The sequence below is a fragment of the Microcystis sp. Msp_OC_L_20101000_S702 genome (genome assembly GCF_007095705.1).
In the GTDB taxonomy this organism is placed as follows: domain Bacteria; phylum Cyanobacteriota; class Cyanobacteriia; order Cyanobacteriales; family Microcystaceae; genus Microcystis; species Microcystis ichthyoblabe_A.
The window spans coordinates 1-15,233 of the sequence record NZ_SFBO01000185.1; the positions used below are offsets into that span (position 1 = coordinate 1).

General features: G+C 42.3%; 17 protein-coding genes and 1 pseudogene. 8 read left to right on the top strand and 10 right to left on the bottom strand.

Annotation, left to right across the window (positions count from 1 at the left end):
* Nucleotides 1-203 (bottom strand): annotated as a pseudogene (locus tag EWV60_RS19220) (photosystem II q(b) protein); the annotation flags it as partial.
* A gap of 468 nt (nucleotides 204-671) precedes the next feature.
* Here EWV60_RS19220 and EWV60_RS19225 point away from each other — a divergent pair.
* A complete protein-coding gene (locus EWV60_RS19225) occupies nucleotides 672-1,007 on the top strand; it encodes a DUF433 domain-containing protein (protein WP_072927904.1) in 336 nt (111 codons plus the stop codon).
* Nucleotides 1,008-1,106: 99 nt separating this feature from the next.
* On the top strand, nucleotides 1,107-1,343 hold the full coding sequence (locus tag EWV60_RS19230) for a hypothetical protein (protein WP_287234095.1): 237 nt from the start codon (nucleotides 1,107-1,109) through the stop codon (nucleotides 1,341-1,343).
* A 7-nt stretch (nucleotides 1,344-1,350) separates the two neighbouring features.
* On the opposite strand, the gene EWV60_RS19235 is transcribed toward EWV60_RS19230, so the two are convergent.
* Nucleotides 1,351-1,509 (bottom strand): hypothetical protein, encoded by a 159-nt coding sequence (locus EWV60_RS19235; protein ID WP_287234112.1) that lies wholly within the window; start codon nucleotides 1,507-1,509, stop codon nucleotides 1,351-1,353.
* Nucleotides 1,510-2,418: 909 nt separating this feature from the next.
* On the opposite strand from EWV60_RS19235, the gene EWV60_RS19240 reads away from it, so the two are divergent.
* Nucleotides 2,419-3,225, top strand: coding sequence for a creatininase family protein (locus EWV60_RS19240; protein ID WP_103112451.1), 807 nt, complete (start codon nucleotides 2,419-2,421; stop codon nucleotides 3,223-3,225).
* Nucleotides 3,226-3,486: 261 nt separating this feature from the next.
* Here the strand turns inward: EWV60_RS19240 and EWV60_RS19245 are convergent, their stop codons facing one another.
* Entirely contained in the window at nucleotides 3,487-3,795 is a 309-nt protein-coding gene (locus EWV60_RS19245) for a type II toxin-antitoxin system VapC family toxin (RefSeq protein ID WP_287234098.1), read from the bottom strand.
* Between the two features lie 74 nt (nucleotides 3,796-3,869).
* Complete coding sequence (locus EWV60_RS19250; RefSeq protein ID WP_149106847.1) at nucleotides 3,870-4,097, bottom strand: DUF2281 domain-containing protein; 228 nt, start codon at nucleotides 4,095-4,097, stop codon at nucleotides 3,870-3,872.
* 511 nt (nucleotides 4,098-4,608) lie between these two features.
* Between EWV60_RS19250 and EWV60_RS19255 the strand changes: the two genes are divergently transcribed.
* Together EWV60_RS19255 and EWV60_RS19260 are read left to right on the top strand one after the other, a co-directional pair.
* On the top strand, nucleotides 4,609-5,277 hold the full coding sequence (locus EWV60_RS19255; protein WP_002752215.1) for a HEAT repeat domain-containing protein: 669 nt from the start codon (nucleotides 4,609-4,611) through the stop codon (nucleotides 5,275-5,277).
* Nucleotides 5,278-5,338: 61 nt separating this feature from the next.
* The gene (locus tag EWV60_RS19260; protein ID WP_002791543.1) at nucleotides 5,339-5,851 is read left to right on the top strand and encodes a phycobiliprotein lyase; all 513 of its coding nucleotides are present in this window, start codon (nucleotides 5,339-5,341) and stop codon (nucleotides 5,849-5,851) included.
* 70 nt (nucleotides 5,852-5,921) lie between these two features.
* Here EWV60_RS19260 and EWV60_RS19265 read toward each other — a convergent pair whose 3' ends face one another.
* Nucleotides 5,922-6,854, bottom strand: coding sequence for a hypothetical protein (locus EWV60_RS19265; protein WP_103112452.1), 933 nt, complete (start codon nucleotides 6,852-6,854; stop codon nucleotides 5,922-5,924).
* Nucleotides 6,811-7,410 carry a DUF1517 domain-containing protein gene (locus tag EWV60_RS19270; protein WP_287234103.1) on the bottom strand — a complete coding sequence of 200 codons (600 nt, stop codon included), beginning with the start codon at nucleotides 7,408-7,410 and terminating at the stop codon, nucleotides 6,811-6,813. The genes EWV60_RS19265 and EWV60_RS19270 overlap by 44 nt, the downstream gene beginning before the upstream one ends.
* A gap of 281 nt (nucleotides 7,411-7,691) precedes the next feature.
* Between EWV60_RS19270 and hpnH the strand changes: the two genes are divergently transcribed.
* Nucleotides 7,692-8,708, top strand: coding sequence for an adenosyl-hopene transferase HpnH (gene hpnH, locus EWV60_RS19275; RefSeq protein WP_002791540.1), 1,017 nt, complete (start codon nucleotides 7,692-7,694; stop codon nucleotides 8,706-8,708).
* Nucleotides 8,709-8,710: 2 nt separating this feature from the next.
* Here the strand turns inward: hpnH and EWV60_RS19280 are convergent, their stop codons facing one another.
* The 4 genes from EWV60_RS19280 to EWV60_RS19295 all read right to left on the bottom strand — a co-directional run bounded on the left by EWV60_RS19280 (nucleotide 8,711) and on the right by EWV60_RS19295 (nucleotide 12,687).
* Entirely contained in the window at nucleotides 8,711-10,084 is a 1,374-nt protein-coding gene (locus EWV60_RS19280; protein WP_002752229.1) for an HD domain-containing phosphohydrolase, read from the bottom strand.
* 180 nt (nucleotides 10,085-10,264) lie between these two features.
* Entirely contained in the window at nucleotides 10,265-11,182 is a 918-nt protein-coding gene (gene thrB, locus EWV60_RS19285; protein ID WP_287234107.1) for a homoserine kinase, read from the bottom strand.
* Between the two features lie 2 nt (nucleotides 11,183-11,184).
* Entirely contained in the window at nucleotides 11,185-11,895 is a 711-nt protein-coding gene (locus tag EWV60_RS19290) for a superoxide dismutase (RefSeq protein WP_002777166.1), read from the bottom strand.
* 117 nt (nucleotides 11,896-12,012) lie between these two features.
* Nucleotides 12,013-12,687 carry a TIGR04283 family arsenosugar biosynthesis glycosyltransferase gene (locus tag EWV60_RS19295; RefSeq protein ID WP_287234109.1) on the bottom strand — a complete coding sequence of 225 codons (675 nt, stop codon included), beginning with the start codon at nucleotides 12,685-12,687 and terminating at the stop codon, nucleotides 12,013-12,015.
* A gap of 379 nt (nucleotides 12,688-13,066) precedes the next feature.
* Here EWV60_RS19295 and EWV60_RS19300 point away from each other — a divergent pair, with 379 nt between their 5' ends.
* Both EWV60_RS19300 and nadA read left to right on the top strand, forming a co-directional pair.
* Nucleotides 13,067-13,492 carry a CoA-binding protein gene (locus EWV60_RS19300; RefSeq protein ID WP_002733015.1) on the top strand — a complete coding sequence of 142 codons (426 nt, stop codon included), beginning with the start codon at nucleotides 13,067-13,069 and terminating at the stop codon, nucleotides 13,490-13,492.
* A gap of 380 nt (nucleotides 13,493-13,872) precedes the next feature.
* Complete coding sequence (gene nadA, locus EWV60_RS19305; protein WP_002731625.1) at nucleotides 13,873-14,832, top strand: quinolinate synthase NadA; 960 nt, start codon at nucleotides 13,873-13,875, stop codon at nucleotides 14,830-14,832.
* Nucleotides 14,833-15,233 lie beyond the last annotated feature (401 nt).

The following is a 15,233-nucleotide window of genomic DNA, read 5'->3' on the forward strand; positions in this document are numbered from 1 at the left end:
GCTACAGGCTCGCGAATACCGTCGATATCTACAGGAGGAGCGGCGATAAAGGCGATGATGAAGCAGGTGGTGGCGGTGAGCAGGGTGGGGATCATGATCACACCGAACCAGCCGACATAGAGACGGTTGTTGGTGCTGGTGATCCACTGGCAGAACTGCTCCCACAGGGAAGCGCTCTCGCGCTGTTGTAAGGTGGTGGTCATTGGTTTATGAGTGCGGTTTGATTGATTTATGATGTTCTCATCTTAAGGGTTATGTAACGGTTTGTAAAGAAGTTTGACGATATTGTTACTTATGCTATTGATAAGTTTAGCTGATATTAGAGGGGGGAAAAATAGAGAGTCCTTACTCATCGGGAAGTTTTAGCATTGGCAACAGATGAGGCTATTTTTTGAGGACGGGGAGCTATGTCACCGGCAAGGCAGCCTTTCTTGCACTTCATCCCTGGAAGTAGAAACACCTTTTCAGTTAAGTACCTAAGCAAAATTAATTACACATATCTAACCCCCTCTTGCCTTTTGCCTCTTGCATGAGTGCCTATCTTTACTAGGAAATTAATTTTGCACGACTACTTATCAGTGAACAGTTATCAAAGAGCCGGACTGATAACTGTTCACTGATAACTGGTAGCGGTGCTACAATTAAAAGAAAAAGTTTGCTCCAAGAAAACCATGCAACTAGAAGAATACTTTGAAGTTTTTGCTCCAGATGACATCCGCATTAAAGGGCATCGCATTGGGATTGAGGATGTTATCAACTACCATTTAAAAGGTTATACTTCCCAGCAGATTCTCCAAGAGTTACCCACCTTAAACCTAGAGAAAATTTACGCTACTCTCACCTATTACTATCAAAATAAGACCCTGATAGATGCTTATCTTCAGCGCCTCCGTGACTGGCAGGAAGAACAATACCAGCAGTGGTTAAATACCGAGCCATCCCCCCTGATTCAACGCCTAAGACAACTAAAACTAAAACGGAAACAGCAAGAACTAAACCTCGCATGAAAATCCGGTTTTTGTTAGATGAAAACTTATCCCCAGACCTCAAAATATCTCTGTTGCGATTGAATCCTAATCTCGATATTTTGCGAGTAGGTGAACCCGATGCACCACCACTGGGAACTTTATGTTGCGTCATTTCAACGGTTGTTAGTTACCAATAATCGTCGCAGTATGCCTGGACACCTGAAGAACCATTGGGATAAGGGTGGACGTATTTGGGGTTTACTATGGTTGCGCCCCAGTGCTAATTTAGAAATCTGGGCAGAAGAATTATATCTGATTTGGGAAGCATCCGAAGCAGAAGAATGGATTGACCGAGTTGATTGGATTCCCTTTTAAATCTTCGCTATTTTTCGATCTTACCAGCGATCGCATCTAGCCTTGTTTTGATTCCGGTCATCCACTGGTTAAACTCGTCCGACTGCCGATCGATCACTTTCTTGCATTGTCTTATCTCATCGGTTGTTTTTTCGGTGGCTTCTAAGGAAATATTCAGTTCTATCATCATTGCCTCAAGTATCGATGGATTCTTTACGGCAGGGAACTTGACATATTAATCAATGGGAATCACCCTCTTTACGGAAATTTTGCCGTTGACATCCTCACCACCGTAAAATAGACGGCAATACCACCCCAAAACCATGAAGCGTTTTTTCCTTTTAGCCGTAGGGTGCGTTCCCTAAGATGGCTCATACTACTCCACCGATAGATTTTTGGGAACGCACCATGCACATTCATTGAAGCTGTGAGTTTAAGTGCGGTCGCTGATCTTATAGCGTTTCCTGTTCGCAAGAGGTACATTATCGATGTTGAAAAGCTTAATTAGCAAAGGTTTAAATGTGCCACACAGGTGTGAGAACTGCTATAATAAGCTACATTAACAACAATACTTAAAGAAAAGGCTTAAAGATAATCAGTAACAAGGGTAAAAAAACAAGTCACTCCTGGTGTTTTTGCCCGACGATAGGCTCTCTTGGGTTTGGTGGGTAAAATGTATTCTAAGATACAGTCCTGCGGGCGAGCGAGTGAAACGAACCACAAAGACACAAAGGACACAAAGATCGATCGCTCTTATATAATTTAAATATAATTAATGAAACAGGTTTTGTTGCTATAGGGATTCGTTTTGTCCAACCATTACCGATGAAGATGATTGGCAACCTTGCCAAGAATTAGTGGTACAATTACCAAATAAACAGTAATTTTTTCCATAAGTATCTAAGCACAATTAATTACACATCTAAGCCACTACTCCGTCAGACTTCTGCTGTGAGTAAACAGTGAACTGAAAACTCAAATCCGATCCCTAATAGCTTTATCCCGTCTCCCGTCTCCCGTCTCCCGTCTCCTGTCTCGACTAGGAAATTAATTTTGCACGACTACTTAACCCTAATCCCTCACCCCCAATAGGATTATGATGCACGGTTTTATTCCCCCTCATCGTTATTTTCCCTATCTTACTTGGACTGATATAGATTCAATGCTAGATAAGGAAAATGTGGTAATTATTCAACCCATCGGTGCGATCGAACAACACGGACCCCATCTCCCTATTGCTGTCGATGCTGCCATTAGTTTAGGGGTTTTGGGCAAAGCTTTCGAGAAATTAAATACAAATGTTCCCGCCTTTGCTTTACCCTGTCTCTACTACGGAAAATCTAACGAACATTGGTCTTTCCCCGGCACGATTACCCTCTCGGCAGCCACCTTATTAACCCTCATTCAAGAGATAGCTGAAAGTCTCTATCGTTCGGGGTTTCGCAAGTTAGTATTAATGAACTCTCACGGCGGACAACCGCAAGTTATGGAAATTGCCGCTAGAGATATTCACCAACAATATCCCGATTTTTTAGTATTTCCTTTTTTCACTTGGCGAGTTCCCCACAATGCGGCTGAATTATTCTCGGAATATGAATTAGAATACGGTATTCATGCAGGAGATGTGGAAACTAGCATTATGTTATCATTACTGCCAGAACAGGTCAAAATTGAGCGGGCTGTCCGAGAATATCCCCAGGGTTTGCCAGAAAATAGTCTGTTAACTATGGAAGGAAAATTACCCTTTGCTTGGTTAACTAAGGAATTAACTAAAAGTGGAGTGATGGGAGATGCTACTAATGCAAGTAAAGAAAAAGGCGATCGATTATTAGAATCCGTTGCTAATGGTTGGGTACAGGCGATCATTGATGTTTATCGATTCCGTCAACCGAAGTTATCTTAATAGAAGATTAATCAGAATTGTTAATAAGCTGTACTGCATTTAAACTGCCTATTCGTAATTTTCTTACAAAGGATAAAACTCCATCTTCCTTCTCCTTTAATTCGGGAATTTGATTACTATCTTTTATTAGCATCAACAGAGAAAATTTTAACCAGACTTCGGGTAGTTTTTAGCATAACTATATAATCTCAATTATGAGCTTTATTTTTGAGATTTTAGAAATTTTGTAACCAGTAATAAAAAGAAAACAAACGACATTTTTTACCATATTTTTTGCACGGGATAAGAATTGAAAACAGAATCAACACCCAGGATAATTAGGTTTTCTGTAATTGCTTGAGAAATTAATAAACGATCAAACGGATCTTTGTGATAATAAGGTAAGGTGTCTAATGTCCAAATATGAGATAATTTCAGGGGTAAAATCTGCACATCATTAATTTTAGTTTGATCTTTAACTATTTCCGAGAGAGAAATATCTAAATTTAATTTGCCTAACTGTACTTTGATCTGTATTTCCCAGACACTGACCAAACTCAAGAAAAGAAGATTATTTCTATCTTCTAGCATCTTAATTGCTCATGAGGAAAGCTGAGGAGAATTCTGGGAAAATTAGATTAAAGTGTGACTATCTAAGAGAATATTCATGAGTCAAAATTCCAGAAATTATCGGGTAAGGGTTGATTGAAATCATCACTCATCCAAATTTTTCCCTGATGCAACCCAAAGACTCGTTTTTTAGGGAAAGATAACGGCTCCTTTTCCTCCGTGAGAGCTTCTACATATTCTAAGATTTGTTTTTGTTTATCTAGAGGAATTTCCTGTAGCTTGTTAATAATGCTTTCTGTAATTTTATTGCCAGAAATAGTCATGGTTTTCTCAATATATACTGAAATCTACGATGCAAGCTTCATGATAGCATTTTAAACATAAATAAAGTTAATTTTTGTAGAACCACTTCCCCAACTTGTTTAAGAGAGTTCCTGCAAAAATCAAAAATCTTCCGTGAGGAGACTCCGAGACAGTCCAGAGGAGGAGAAAAAAGACAAGAAACAACTATCCCGTCCATAAAACCCAAGATTATGTCAAATTTATCTGAGGTTTTCGATATTTTGAGCCGATAGCACCTCGAAAACTTACTTTTACAGGAGGTTTAAGCTAAATTAATCCTATTGTTAAGGATATTAGTTAGAGCAGTTATCTTAATGAGCAGGTACGAAGTTTTCGTTTTCGGGAGTCGGTCTTCCATACCAAATTAGATTACACTTCATCTTTATGAGAAACACTGTAACAGACAGAAATTAGCTGTTTCAGTCCACTAGGGCTGCTGACTTAGAAAAAATTGCGTTAGAATTAAAGAAATATTACAAGTGATTGACAAAAATGAGCAAGCCTGATATAGAAACCATTGCCCTGCAGTTAGAAAGCAGCAACTCCAAAGATCGTCTGCTGGCCTTGGCATCCCTGCGAGAAGTAGCCCCGGAGGAGGCTGTACCCTTGATCAAAAAAGTCCTTTATGATGAAATGCTGCCGGTGCGATCGATGGCTGTCTTTGCTTTGGGAGTCAAACAAACCGAGGAATGCTTTCCTATCCTAGTAGATTTGTTAGCCAATGATGCCGATTATGGCATTCGCGCCGATGCTGCGGGGGCCTTAGGTTATTTAGAAGATATTCGCGCTTTTGAACCCCTACAACGAGCTTTTTACGAAGATACGCAATGGTTAGTCCGCTTCAGTGCTGCCGTCGCTTTGGGCAATTTACGCGATATTCGGGCTAAACAGGTGTTATTATCGGCTCTCGATAGTAACGAAGCGGTTATTCAACAGGCCGCTATTGCCGCTCTTGGGGAAATCAAAGCAGTGGAAACCGTCGAGAAGCTTTTAACCTTTGTTAACTCCGATGACTGGTTAATCCGGCAGCGATTAGCGGAAGCTTTAGGCCAGCTTCCGGCGGAAAAAACGATCGCAGCCTTAAAATTTTTGGTCAAGGACGAACATCCACAAGTGCGGGAAGCAGCCCGTTTATCTTTGCAAAAATTGGCCAACGTCTAGGGATAGGATAGAATAAATAATCTATTCTTCCAGAGCGATCGATCTTTGCCTACAGCCATTCATGGACATTCAAGAATTTATTAATCTCTGTGCGGGTAAATGGTTTTCTCAGCGCACCAGTTATCAATTAGCTGCCCAAAAAGTTGCCAATAATAAAGCAGAAATCACCATCGATTTGCTGGCTGCCGATGCTGCCGATGTGGTGCAATTATGTTTAGAAAATAACTGTCAGTCCCAGACCAGTCTAGGGGGATGGAAAGCGACTTGGGATAATTCCGTGGACTATGGACAACCGAAAAAAATCGGTTCTAGCTATTTAGTTTGGCTACCCTCAGAAAATTCTTGGCAAGGAAAATTAATCACAGCGGTCGGTAAATCGGCAGCGCTGGGAGAATATCATCTCAGAAGCGATCAAGCTTTAACTTTAACCATCGAGGACAATCACCATCGTATCGAGGAAAGAATCTGGTTTGCTAGTCCTAATCTGAGATTGCGTACCAGTATTATTCAGTCGGCCAATGGCGATCGCCAAACGGTTTTCTATTCGGAAATTCGCAAAATGGTTGCTTCTTAAGTAGCTGCCATCCCCAATCTCTGAGGTGGGGAAGACAGGATTAATCTTCCACCACTCCAGTCAAATCCTCCTAACGTCGGCCGCGTCTGCTGCTGCCGAAACCACTGCGACTAGGGGTACGACGGGAACCAGAGGAACCGAAACTAGGAGAACGTTTGACATTATCAGATTTACCCGAATTCTTCAGGGTACTGGAACCATAACCGGAACCACTGGGTTTTGTGGTGGTGGTGGTGCTGCGATTGGGACTAGAGGGAGTATTGCTAGGATAACGACGTAAATTGCCAGTAGAACGGAGAGTTTGCCGGTTTTTGACCGCCGGAGGTGGACTATTATGTTTAGTCCGGTATTGATCTACTGCCTGATTATAGGTGGAACCGTAACCACCAAAACCGGTCATCACACCCCCCGGAGTATAGAGGGGAGGAACGTAGTATTGAGGACGAAAGAGCAAACTACCCAAAGCTTGACCAGCAACAGCACCGAAAAAAGGACTCCAAAAACTCGATTCTTGTCGAATCACCACGGTTTCTTGTTGTCCGGTTTGGGGATTGTTCCGCACTTCCGTGACATTATGGACATACTCAATTTTAAAATCTTCGGTCATGTACAGGGTAGCCTGATCACCGTTGATTTCTACTGCGGTTTTTTCCCCTTTAGCAATGTCCTCCTCGGTTAATCTAGCCATTTGCAGGTTAGTGGTGCGAAAGAGGGGAGAAGTCCCCCCGGGGGTGTTTAACAGCATTAAGGTATAAGTGCCATCTCCGTCATCGTAGGTAGCTTGTTGCACCTCGTAGCGACCGCTACTAACCTGATTGGATTCTCGTCTTACACTACTGTTATTAGCTGACGGTGACTGAGTTTGATTTGACGACGAACCACAGGCCACCGTTGTGCAACAAAGGGTAAGAATTAAAAAGATTGTCGTTACTTGGCGCAGCATAAGGGCAAAATTAAGACTATAAAGGCAGCAATTCGGGGAAATTGAGTAATAGTTGCTCATTGGTCAATTCATCTCCCAATTGAGCAGGAGAAAAATGTACCTGAATCGCACGCAGCCGACCTTGGTAGTGAAGGTTAATTATTGATTTTAAACCATCTTCCAGGGCCTCTCGATCGGCTAGGCTAGTTTCTAAAGCAGCACTCTCACCCTCGAAGGCTATTGTGATCATAACAACTAAGTTATCGGTGACGGGTAAAGTTAAGGGTTCGTTTTCCCCCAACTGTGAAGACACCGATTCACTTAGGTATCTGGCCGCAGAATCGGTAAACAGTTCGTTAACGTAGTCTCCCGCTTCCCCCTCATGCCAAAAAACATCGCCCTCATTAGCTATAGAAAACCAATAGAGGTTCATCTGCAGCAGATTTTGACAAATTTCTACTAAACCCTCTCCCATGACCTCTAAATCGCCTTCGGAATCGATCGCCTCCCGGCCGGTACGATTAAGAATACCGATCAGCGGTGCGATTTCTTGGCCGTAGAGATGCAAAAATAAGCGACAGACCACATAGCGAGTTCTACCCGCAAATTTCTTGAAGCGATCGCCTAAAGAACTCATAATAGACCTCTGGTAAAAATCAAAAATTGTCGTTAAGGTTAGGAGTCAGTAGTCAGGAGATAGGAGTCGGTCGTCAGGAGACTTTTTTATTTATTCTCCCCACTTCCCACTTCCCACCTTCAAGTCAGTAGTCTTGAAGCCATCAGCTAGATCAAGGTGATAATCAAGTAAACAGCCAAAAAAGCCACCAGCTTTTATTTATCTTGCCATTTTCTAGGGTTCTATGCCTTGATGTCCTGTTAACAGTCTATAATGACTTAGAATCCTATTGGTGTGAGCAAATGGCTGTCCAACTACAACAAGCTTTAGTGGTTGCTTCCTATATCTTGAAACAGCGTCTAGCAGGAAAAAAGCGTTTTCCCTTAGTTTTAATGCTAGAACCCCTATTTCGCTGTAATTTAGCCTGTACTGGCTGCGGTAAGATTCAACATCCCCCGGAAATCCTCCGCAATCATCTTACCCCGGCAGAATGTTTCGCAGCGGTGGAAGAATGCGGGGTTCCCGTGGTTTCCATTCCCGGGGGCGAGCCGCTTTTACACCCACAAATCGATGAAATTGTCAAGGGGTTAGTGGACAGAAAAAAATTCGTCTATCTCTGCACCAATGCCCTGTTATTGGAAAAAAGCCTAGATAAATTTACTCCTTCACCCTATCTTACCTTTAGTGTCCATCTGGATGGTCTCAAAGAACATCACGATCGCTGTGTGGATCGAGAGGGAGTATTCGATAAGGCAGTAAAAGGGATTAAAGCGGCGAAAGCGAGAGGTTTTCGGGTTACTACTAATACCACGGTTTTTGAAGGCACAGATCCGCGAGAAATGCAGGAATTTTTCGATTTTCTCGCTACTTTGGGCATCGATGGCATGATGATTTCCCCCGGTTATAGTTATGAGTGGGCCCCGGATCAAGATAGTTTCTTAAAACGGGAGCAAACCAGAGCTTTATTCCGAGAAATTCTCTCACCCTGGAAATCAGGTCAGAAAAAGTGGAATTTTAACCATAATCCTCTCTTTCTCGATTTTCTCATCGGTGAACAGGACTATGAATGCACGCCTTGGGGTAGTCCTAGCTATAGTCTTTTAGGATGGCAAAAACCCTGTTATCTGCTTAACGAAGGTCATTACAAAAGCTTTCGGGAACTTTTAGAAGAAACCAATTGGGATAACTACGGTCGGGCCAGTGGCAATCCTCAATGTGCCGATTGTATGGTACATTGCGGCTATGAACCGACCGCGGCCATGGCAGCTTTTAAACCGGCTAATATGGGACGTGCCATGCAGAGTTTAATCGGAGTCTAATCCTAAACTGATTCTAACCAGACGGCGGGGACTTGACTAGGGCGATCGGGTAATTGCATCCATCCCATTTCGCACAGACGAATTACCGAACTTAATTTTTCTACCAAAGCGGGATCGAAACGAATCCCGCTATAATTTTGACAGCGCTCTAGGGCCTCTCCCAAATCTAGAGCTAGTCGGTCGCCTCGCGGTTGAGTTAATTCCTGAAAATAGGCTGATAATCCTAAAATTCTCGACTCTAGGCTGATTTCTTCCCCTTTTAAGCCGTTGGGAACCCCGCTACCATCCCAGTATTCAAACTCATGGTAAATAATCTGTTGAATTGGGGCTAATTCGGGCATAGTGGCGAGTAATTGTGCGCCTAACACCGATCGATCCCGCCAAAATAACGCATTTGCTCCCTCTAACTGACTGGCACGCTGTCTAAAAACTTCGATCGGAGCCTCCGCTAGACCGATGCGGTATAATAAACCTGCTAATCGTAAGCGTCGTAATCTCAGGGTGGGTAAATCGAGCAATTGTCCCAACATTTCCGCTAAAGCGGCCACCTGTAGGGAAGCAAGGGGATTATCAATATCTCTTTCATCGACTTTTTGAGCCATTCTTAGAAAAGCTTGCAGTTTATTAGCGGCTAAATTTTTATTTAAACGGGATGCTTGTCCTTCTAAGTCGCTTAATTCTCGCGCTTGTCTGCTGACGGTGACTAACTGCTGTTGACTGGTTTGCAGATAGGTGACAATGCGAGAGACTACTCCGGTTAAATCCGTGGGAATGGGATTAATATTTTGACTAATTTCCTGCTGTTGTCTGCTTAAATCGGCCGCTAGACTGGGATTATAGGGATGCAGACGCTCAATTAAGATCCTAGCGGCTTTTTCGACTAAATCGCGATCGAATGTCCATAAACCGTAGAATTTTCGCTCCGTGTCTATTTGGGGTTGACTATCGGACCGGTATTCTTCCGGGGATAACTCATGACAGAGTACCATGGAGGCGTAATCGGGGGAAAGAATGATTAAATTCCACTCATTCACCAAACTATCGCTATTATCTAAGTTCACTAGCGAAACATTCTCTAAACTGCCGGTTTTATGCTCAGAAAAACCACTATCGGCCACGGCGGCGATCGCAATATGACGAGAAGAGCGAGCGATATCTAAATAGCGCTCTGCTTCCTGTAAATACCATTTTCCCTGTTGAAAGGTGACTAAAACCAGTGGTTTATTTGTACTGTCTGGGCTGCTAGTTTGCAAGATATGATCTTCAAGAGCATGACAGAGGGCCACCAGGGTATTCTTAAAATAGACCCCGTAACTGCTGGGTAATCTTCCCGATGAAGCTATTTTTAACTGTTGTAAGCTGGATCCTACGGTCATAAGTGGCAAGATTAGGGGGAGTGGGGTGTGGGGTGTGGGGTGTGGGGAGAATAAATAAAAATAATCTCCTGACTTCTGACTCCTGATTACTGATGACTGATGACTGATGACTGACTCCTCATAGCTTTTTACTTAATTTTATCTCAAATGTCAGGGACTCTTAACAGGTAAATTGGAGGCTTAACAGTTTACTCGGGCCCCTAGGGTATCTAAAGCCAAAATTTTGGCACTGGAGTTAATCCCCACTTCCTCCCAAGCATTGGTCATCTCTGTGGCTGTTTTTTGGGCATTTTCAGGGTTAGTTAAAGCTAATAGGCTCGGACCTGCGCCACTAATTACCATCCCGTAAGCACCCCCATTAATGGCGGCTTTTTTCACCTTTTCGTAACCCGGGATCAAAGATTGGCGATAGGGTTGATGCAGTTTATCCTCTAGGGCAATTCTCAGCCAATCGCCGTTACCCGTCTCTAATCCCCGCAATAATAAACCCAAGCGGGAAATATTGAAAATAGCCTCCTGACGGCTAATTTTTTCCGGTAAAACCGCCCTAGCTTTTTCCGTAGCCAGTTCAAAATCGGGAATCCCTAGGACGGGAATGAGATTTTTTTGCCAAAATACTTGACAAATAGCCCAATTTGTGCTATCACCTGCCGATAGCTGACAGTTGCCCCGCAAAGCCGGCACCACATTATCTGGATGGCCCTCCAATGCGATCGCTAATGCTTCGATTTCCCCCATAGATAAAGGATTGCCCGCGCATTGATTGGCAGCCACTAACCCACCGATAATAGCAGTAGCAGAACTACCTAAACCTCTAGCCAGGGGAACCCCTAAACCGATCTCGATGGCGATAGGGGGCGGATTCTGTCCTATTTTTTGATAAACTTGCAAAAAAGAAGTGTAGATTAAATTATCAGCCCCTTGGCTAACTTTAGCTGATTCATTTCCCTTGACACTAATGCTGACAGGGTTAGCTGTCGTTGCCGGCAGCAGGGTAAAAGTAAACTGATTATATAGGGTTAAGGCCGCTCCGAGACAATCGAAGCCGGGCCCAATATTAGCAGTGGTAGCGGGAACTGTTACCGTAAAAGTTGTCATGGTTAAGCTTTTGCCTGAAGATAGCGGCGATTTACCTCCTCCCAGTTAACCACATTCCACCACTGTTTTAAATACTCAGCCCGTTGATTACGATATTTTAAGTAATAGGCGTGTTCCCAGACATCATTGCCCATAATTGGCTGTAATCCCATCATTAGGGGGCTATCTTGGTTAGCAGTGCTGGTAATTTCTAGTTGTCCTGACTTATTTAACACCAACCATGTCCAACCACTACCAAAAAGTTTAGTACCTGCTTGGTTGAAAGCGTTTTTAAATTCCTCGAAACTGCCAAATTTAGCGATTATTGCCGCTCCTATTTCTCCTGTTGGTTCGCCACCGCCATCGGGGGACATAATCTGCCAAAACATCGTATGATTAAGATCGCCGCCGCCATTATTGCGGATAGTGATGCGAAGATCGGCGGGTAAAGAGTCAAGATTTTTAATTAATTCTACTACTGTTTTTTTCTGCAATTCTGGATATTTTGCCACTGCCGTGTTGAGATTATTAACGTAGGCTGCATGGTGTTTATCGTGATGAAATTGCATCGTTTCCTTATCGATATAAGGTTCTAGGGCATCATAGCTATAGGGTAGGGCAATAAGACCATAGGGACCAGTAGCAGCAAAAGCGGCACGGTTAAAACCGGCAAGAGTGGCTGTGCCAAGGGTAGCACCTAAAAGATAAAGAAATTGACGGCGATCGAGAGACATATTCTCAGAGCAGATGTTCCAATGATCGATTATCCTATCGATCGGTACTTCGGGAGACAAAAATTTTTATCGACAGACTCCCAGAAGTAATCAGAATCTAGTGGTAGTTCTCCCTAATTACCATAAACGATAAAAATTTTTCAACAAATGCGGCGGAATTTTTAGATAATAACCAATAATTATTAATTGATTAACTAAGGTAGTTTTGCCAACTCCTAATTTTTGCCAACGTCTTGCTGAGGTAATCACCGCAGTAGAAACTATGGCTATTTTACCCCTTTTTTTCAATCTTTGTATTAATTCAAAATCTTCCATAATTGGTAACTCAGGAAACCCCCCTAAATCGGTCAATATTGAGGCTTTTAAAAATATTCCTTGATCTCCGTAGGGAAGAGAAAACCAGCGAGAACGCCAATTAACTAATTTTTCCACTAAACGCAGGGTTTTTTCCTCTCCATCAATTTTTAATTCAAAGGCCCCCGCTACTATCCCAGATTGAGATAAAGTATTGATAATTTGCTCTTGATAATTTTGGGAAAGTAAAGTATCTCCATGTAGAAATAACAAAATATCTCCTTTCGCTATTTTGGCTCCTAAATTCATCTGAAATGCACGACCTTTGCTCGGTGAAATAATTACTTTTGCTCCCAATTTTTCAGCTATTTCTCTGGTTTTATCTGTACTTCCCCCATCGACAACAATAATTTCTACTCCTTCACCTATCTGTTTTAACGTTGCTGCAATTCTTAACTCCTCATTAAGAGTCGGAATGATAACACTAAGATAATTCATGAGGTTTTGTACTAACTAAAGTCAGAGGATTTAGGGGCAACCATCGGGTAAATTTTCCTACAGATACCGAGGAATTGATTGGGATTGGTAATAAGTAAGTAGTTATAATTAAATAGAAGATAGATTTTGCCTCTGATCCCCCCTGCCCCCCTTGATAAGGGGGGTGCCGATAGGCGGGGGGATCCCCCCTGCCCCCCTTGATAAGGGGGGTGTCTGACAACTTTTAACACCTACCTACTTAACTGTTTTTCCGATATAAAAGTTAAACATTGCTGCCAGTTCTCCAGAGGGGCTAAAGCTGCAGTTAAAAGTCGATACCAAATTAGGTTACACTTCATCTTTATGGGAAACGAAACTCTGTTCTAAGATAGGTGGGACAATGCCGAATATTAAAGGAGACGATGGTGCGCTCAAAACCATTTTCAGCAATAGTAAAATTATCGCAGTGGTGGGGCATTCTGAGAAATCGAGTCGCGCCAGCTATCAGGTAGCCAAATTTCTGCAAGCGGTGGGTTATCGAGTCTATCCTGTCAATCCGATGGTCAAGCAAATTGATGGTCAAAGGTGCTATCCTTCTCTAGAGGCTATCCCTGAACCCGTGGATATTGTTAACGTTTTTCGTCATCCTGATTATCTACCTGAAATTGTCGAGTCAGCTATTGCTATTCAGGCTGCTACCCTTTGGACACAATTGAAAATTTATCACCCAGTTGCGGAAAAAAGGGCGATCGAGGCGGGTTTAAATGTGATTATGGATGCTTGTATCCAGATAGAATATCAGCGTTTAGGGATTTCCCAAAAATAAACTATAGCGGTTCTCGTACCTGTACGGCACATTTAAACCTTTGCTGATTAAGCTTTTGAACATCAATAATGTACCTCGTGCGAATAGAACACGCTATATACTTTTTGAAAAATGGTGGCTCCCTTGGGTTTGGTGGGTAAAATGTATTCTAAGATACATTCTTCCTAGCGAGGGGGTGGAACGAACCACAAAGACACAAAGGACACAAAGACTGATCAATCCTATGTAAGTTAAACTTATCACACATTATCGGGGCTTGGTTGTCAGTCGTTTGAGCGCTGTTGTATCAAGCTTTTTTTGTTTGTGGTCTCTCCTTGGAAAAATTTGCTATGATGTAGAGACTTGTTTAGTATTTGGTAAAAATAACCATAAATCTCACCGTGTTCACAACTGTTCAACCCGCAAATCGATCGAGCTTACCTGATGACCTATTTACGGCAATTAAAGAGCTTAAAAGGGAATTAAACGCCGTTATTCTGGCTCACTACTATCAAAATTCTGACATACAGGATATAGCTGATTATATTGGTGATTCTCTAGGTTTATCCCAGCAGGCTGCCCAAACGCCAGCAGATGTAATCGTATTTGCGGGGGTTCACTTCATGGGAGAGACAGCTAAAATCTTAAATCCGGATAAGTTGGTATTGCTGCCGGATTTAGATGCGGGATGTTCTTTAGCTGATAGTTGTCATCCTGAAGATTTTGCTCGTTTTAAAGCCCAATATCCCGATCATATCGTGATTTCCTATATCAATTGCAGTGCAGAAATTAAGGCCATGAGTGATATTATCTGCACCAGTTCCAACGCAGTCAAAATAGTGAATCAAATCCCTGTCCATCAACCGATTATCTTCGCTCCTGATCGCAATTTAGGTCGTTATGTCAGTCAGCAAACTGGCAGAGATTTAGTTCTCTGGCAGGGTAGTTGTATTGTCCATGAAACTTTTTCCGAACGCAAGATAATAGAATTAAAAGTTGCCCATCCAGAAGCAAAAATTATCGCCCATCCTGAGTGTGAATCATCGGTTTTACGCCATGCCGATTATATTGGTTCCACGACGGCACTATTAAATTATTCCCTGAAAAGTTCCGAAAAAACCTTTATTGTCGTCACAGAACCGGGGATTATTCACCAGATGCAAAAATCCGCGCCAGAGAAAGCATTTATACCCGCACCAGCTTTAAATAACTGTGCTTGTAATGAGTGTCCCTATATGAGACTGAACACTCTCGAAAAATTGTATCTCTGTATGCGAGATAAAACTCCAGAAATTACTATTTTTGAAGATTTAAGAGTTAAGGCACTGTTGCCGATTCAAAGAATGTTAGAAATGTCTTAATCAGTTATCAGTGCGCCAATTCAAAAACGAAAAGCATCAACCCCAAGAGTTAGCTCTTCTGGTGTTTGTCTGGAAGGAAAAAGAATAGGGATAATTTGGGTTAACCACAGAAACCAAAAACCTACCTAAAGCCTTTTAAAGTTACTCATTTCTGTAGCTAGATAACTAAAATAAGTAACTTTGGCCACCGATAGATTTTAAGAACGTTATCAGGTATAATCAAGATATGAAGCTAGTTGAACGTCATATTATCAGTCGAAACCATCCCTTATGGTCAGAAACCGACCATTATGCCTTCTTGTCAAAAAATTTGTTCAATCTAGCTAACTACCATTATCGCCAATATTTCTTTGAAAACTCCCAAAAACTGAGTTTTAATCAACTCTATCATCTGGTATCTA

Excerpts from the sequence above, each read along its gene's own strand:
- EWV60_RS19240 (WP_103112451.1), top strand. The coding sequence starts at position 2,419 with ATGATGCACGGTTTTATTCCCCCTCATCGTTATTTTCCCTATCTTACT.
- EWV60_RS19260 (WP_002791543.1), top strand. The coding sequence starts at position 5,339 with ATGGACATTCAAGAATTTATTAATCTCTGTGCGGGTAAATGGTTTTCT.
- EWV60_RS19235 (WP_287234112.1), bottom strand. The coding sequence starts at position 1,509 with ATGATAGAACTGAATATTTCCTTAGAAGCCACCGAAAAAACAACCGAT.
- EWV60_RS19225 (WP_072927904.1), top strand. The coding sequence starts at position 672 with ATGCAACTAGAAGAATACTTTGAAGTTTTTGCTCCAGATGACATCCGC.
- hpnH (WP_002791540.1), top strand. The coding sequence starts at position 7,692 with ATGGCTGTCCAACTACAACAAGCTTTAGTGGTTGCTTCCTATATCTTG.
- EWV60_RS19270 (WP_287234103.1), bottom strand. The coding sequence starts at position 7,410 with ATGAGTTCTTTAGGCGATCGCTTCAAGAAATTTGCGGGTAGAACTCGC.
- EWV60_RS19280 (WP_002752229.1), bottom strand. The coding sequence starts at position 10,084 with ATGACCGTAGGATCCAGCTTACAACAGTTAAAAATAGCTTCATCGGGA.
- EWV60_RS19290 (WP_002777166.1), bottom strand. The coding sequence starts at position 11,895 with ATGTCTCTCGATCGCCGTCAATTTCTTTATCTTTTAGGTGCTACCCTT.
- EWV60_RS19295 (WP_287234109.1), bottom strand. The coding sequence starts at position 12,687 with ATGAATTATCTTAGTGTTATCATTCCGACTCTTAATGAGGAGTTAAGA.
- EWV60_RS19245 (WP_287234098.1), bottom strand. The coding sequence starts at position 3,795 with ATGCTAGAAGATAGAAATAATCTTCTTTTCTTGAGTTTGGTCAGTGTC.
- EWV60_RS19230 (WP_287234095.1), top strand. The coding sequence starts at position 1,107 with ATGCACCACCACTGGGAACTTTATGTTGCGTCATTTCAACGGTTGTTA.
- EWV60_RS19250 (WP_149106847.1), bottom strand. The coding sequence starts at position 4,097 with ATGACTATTTCTGGCAATAAAATTACAGAAAGCATTATTAACAAGCTA.
- thrB (WP_287234107.1), bottom strand. The coding sequence starts at position 11,182 with ATGACAACTTTTACGGTAACAGTTCCCGCTACCACTGCTAATATTGGG.
- EWV60_RS19255 (WP_002752215.1), top strand. The coding sequence starts at position 4,609 with ATGAGCAAGCCTGATATAGAAACCATTGCCCTGCAGTTAGAAAGCAGC.
- EWV60_RS19300 (WP_002733015.1), top strand. The coding sequence starts at position 13,067 with ATGCCGAATATTAAAGGAGACGATGGTGCGCTCAAAACCATTTTCAGC.
- EWV60_RS19265 (WP_103112452.1), bottom strand. The coding sequence starts at position 6,854 with ATGAGCAACTATTACTCAATTTCCCCGAATTGCTGCCTTTATAGTCTT.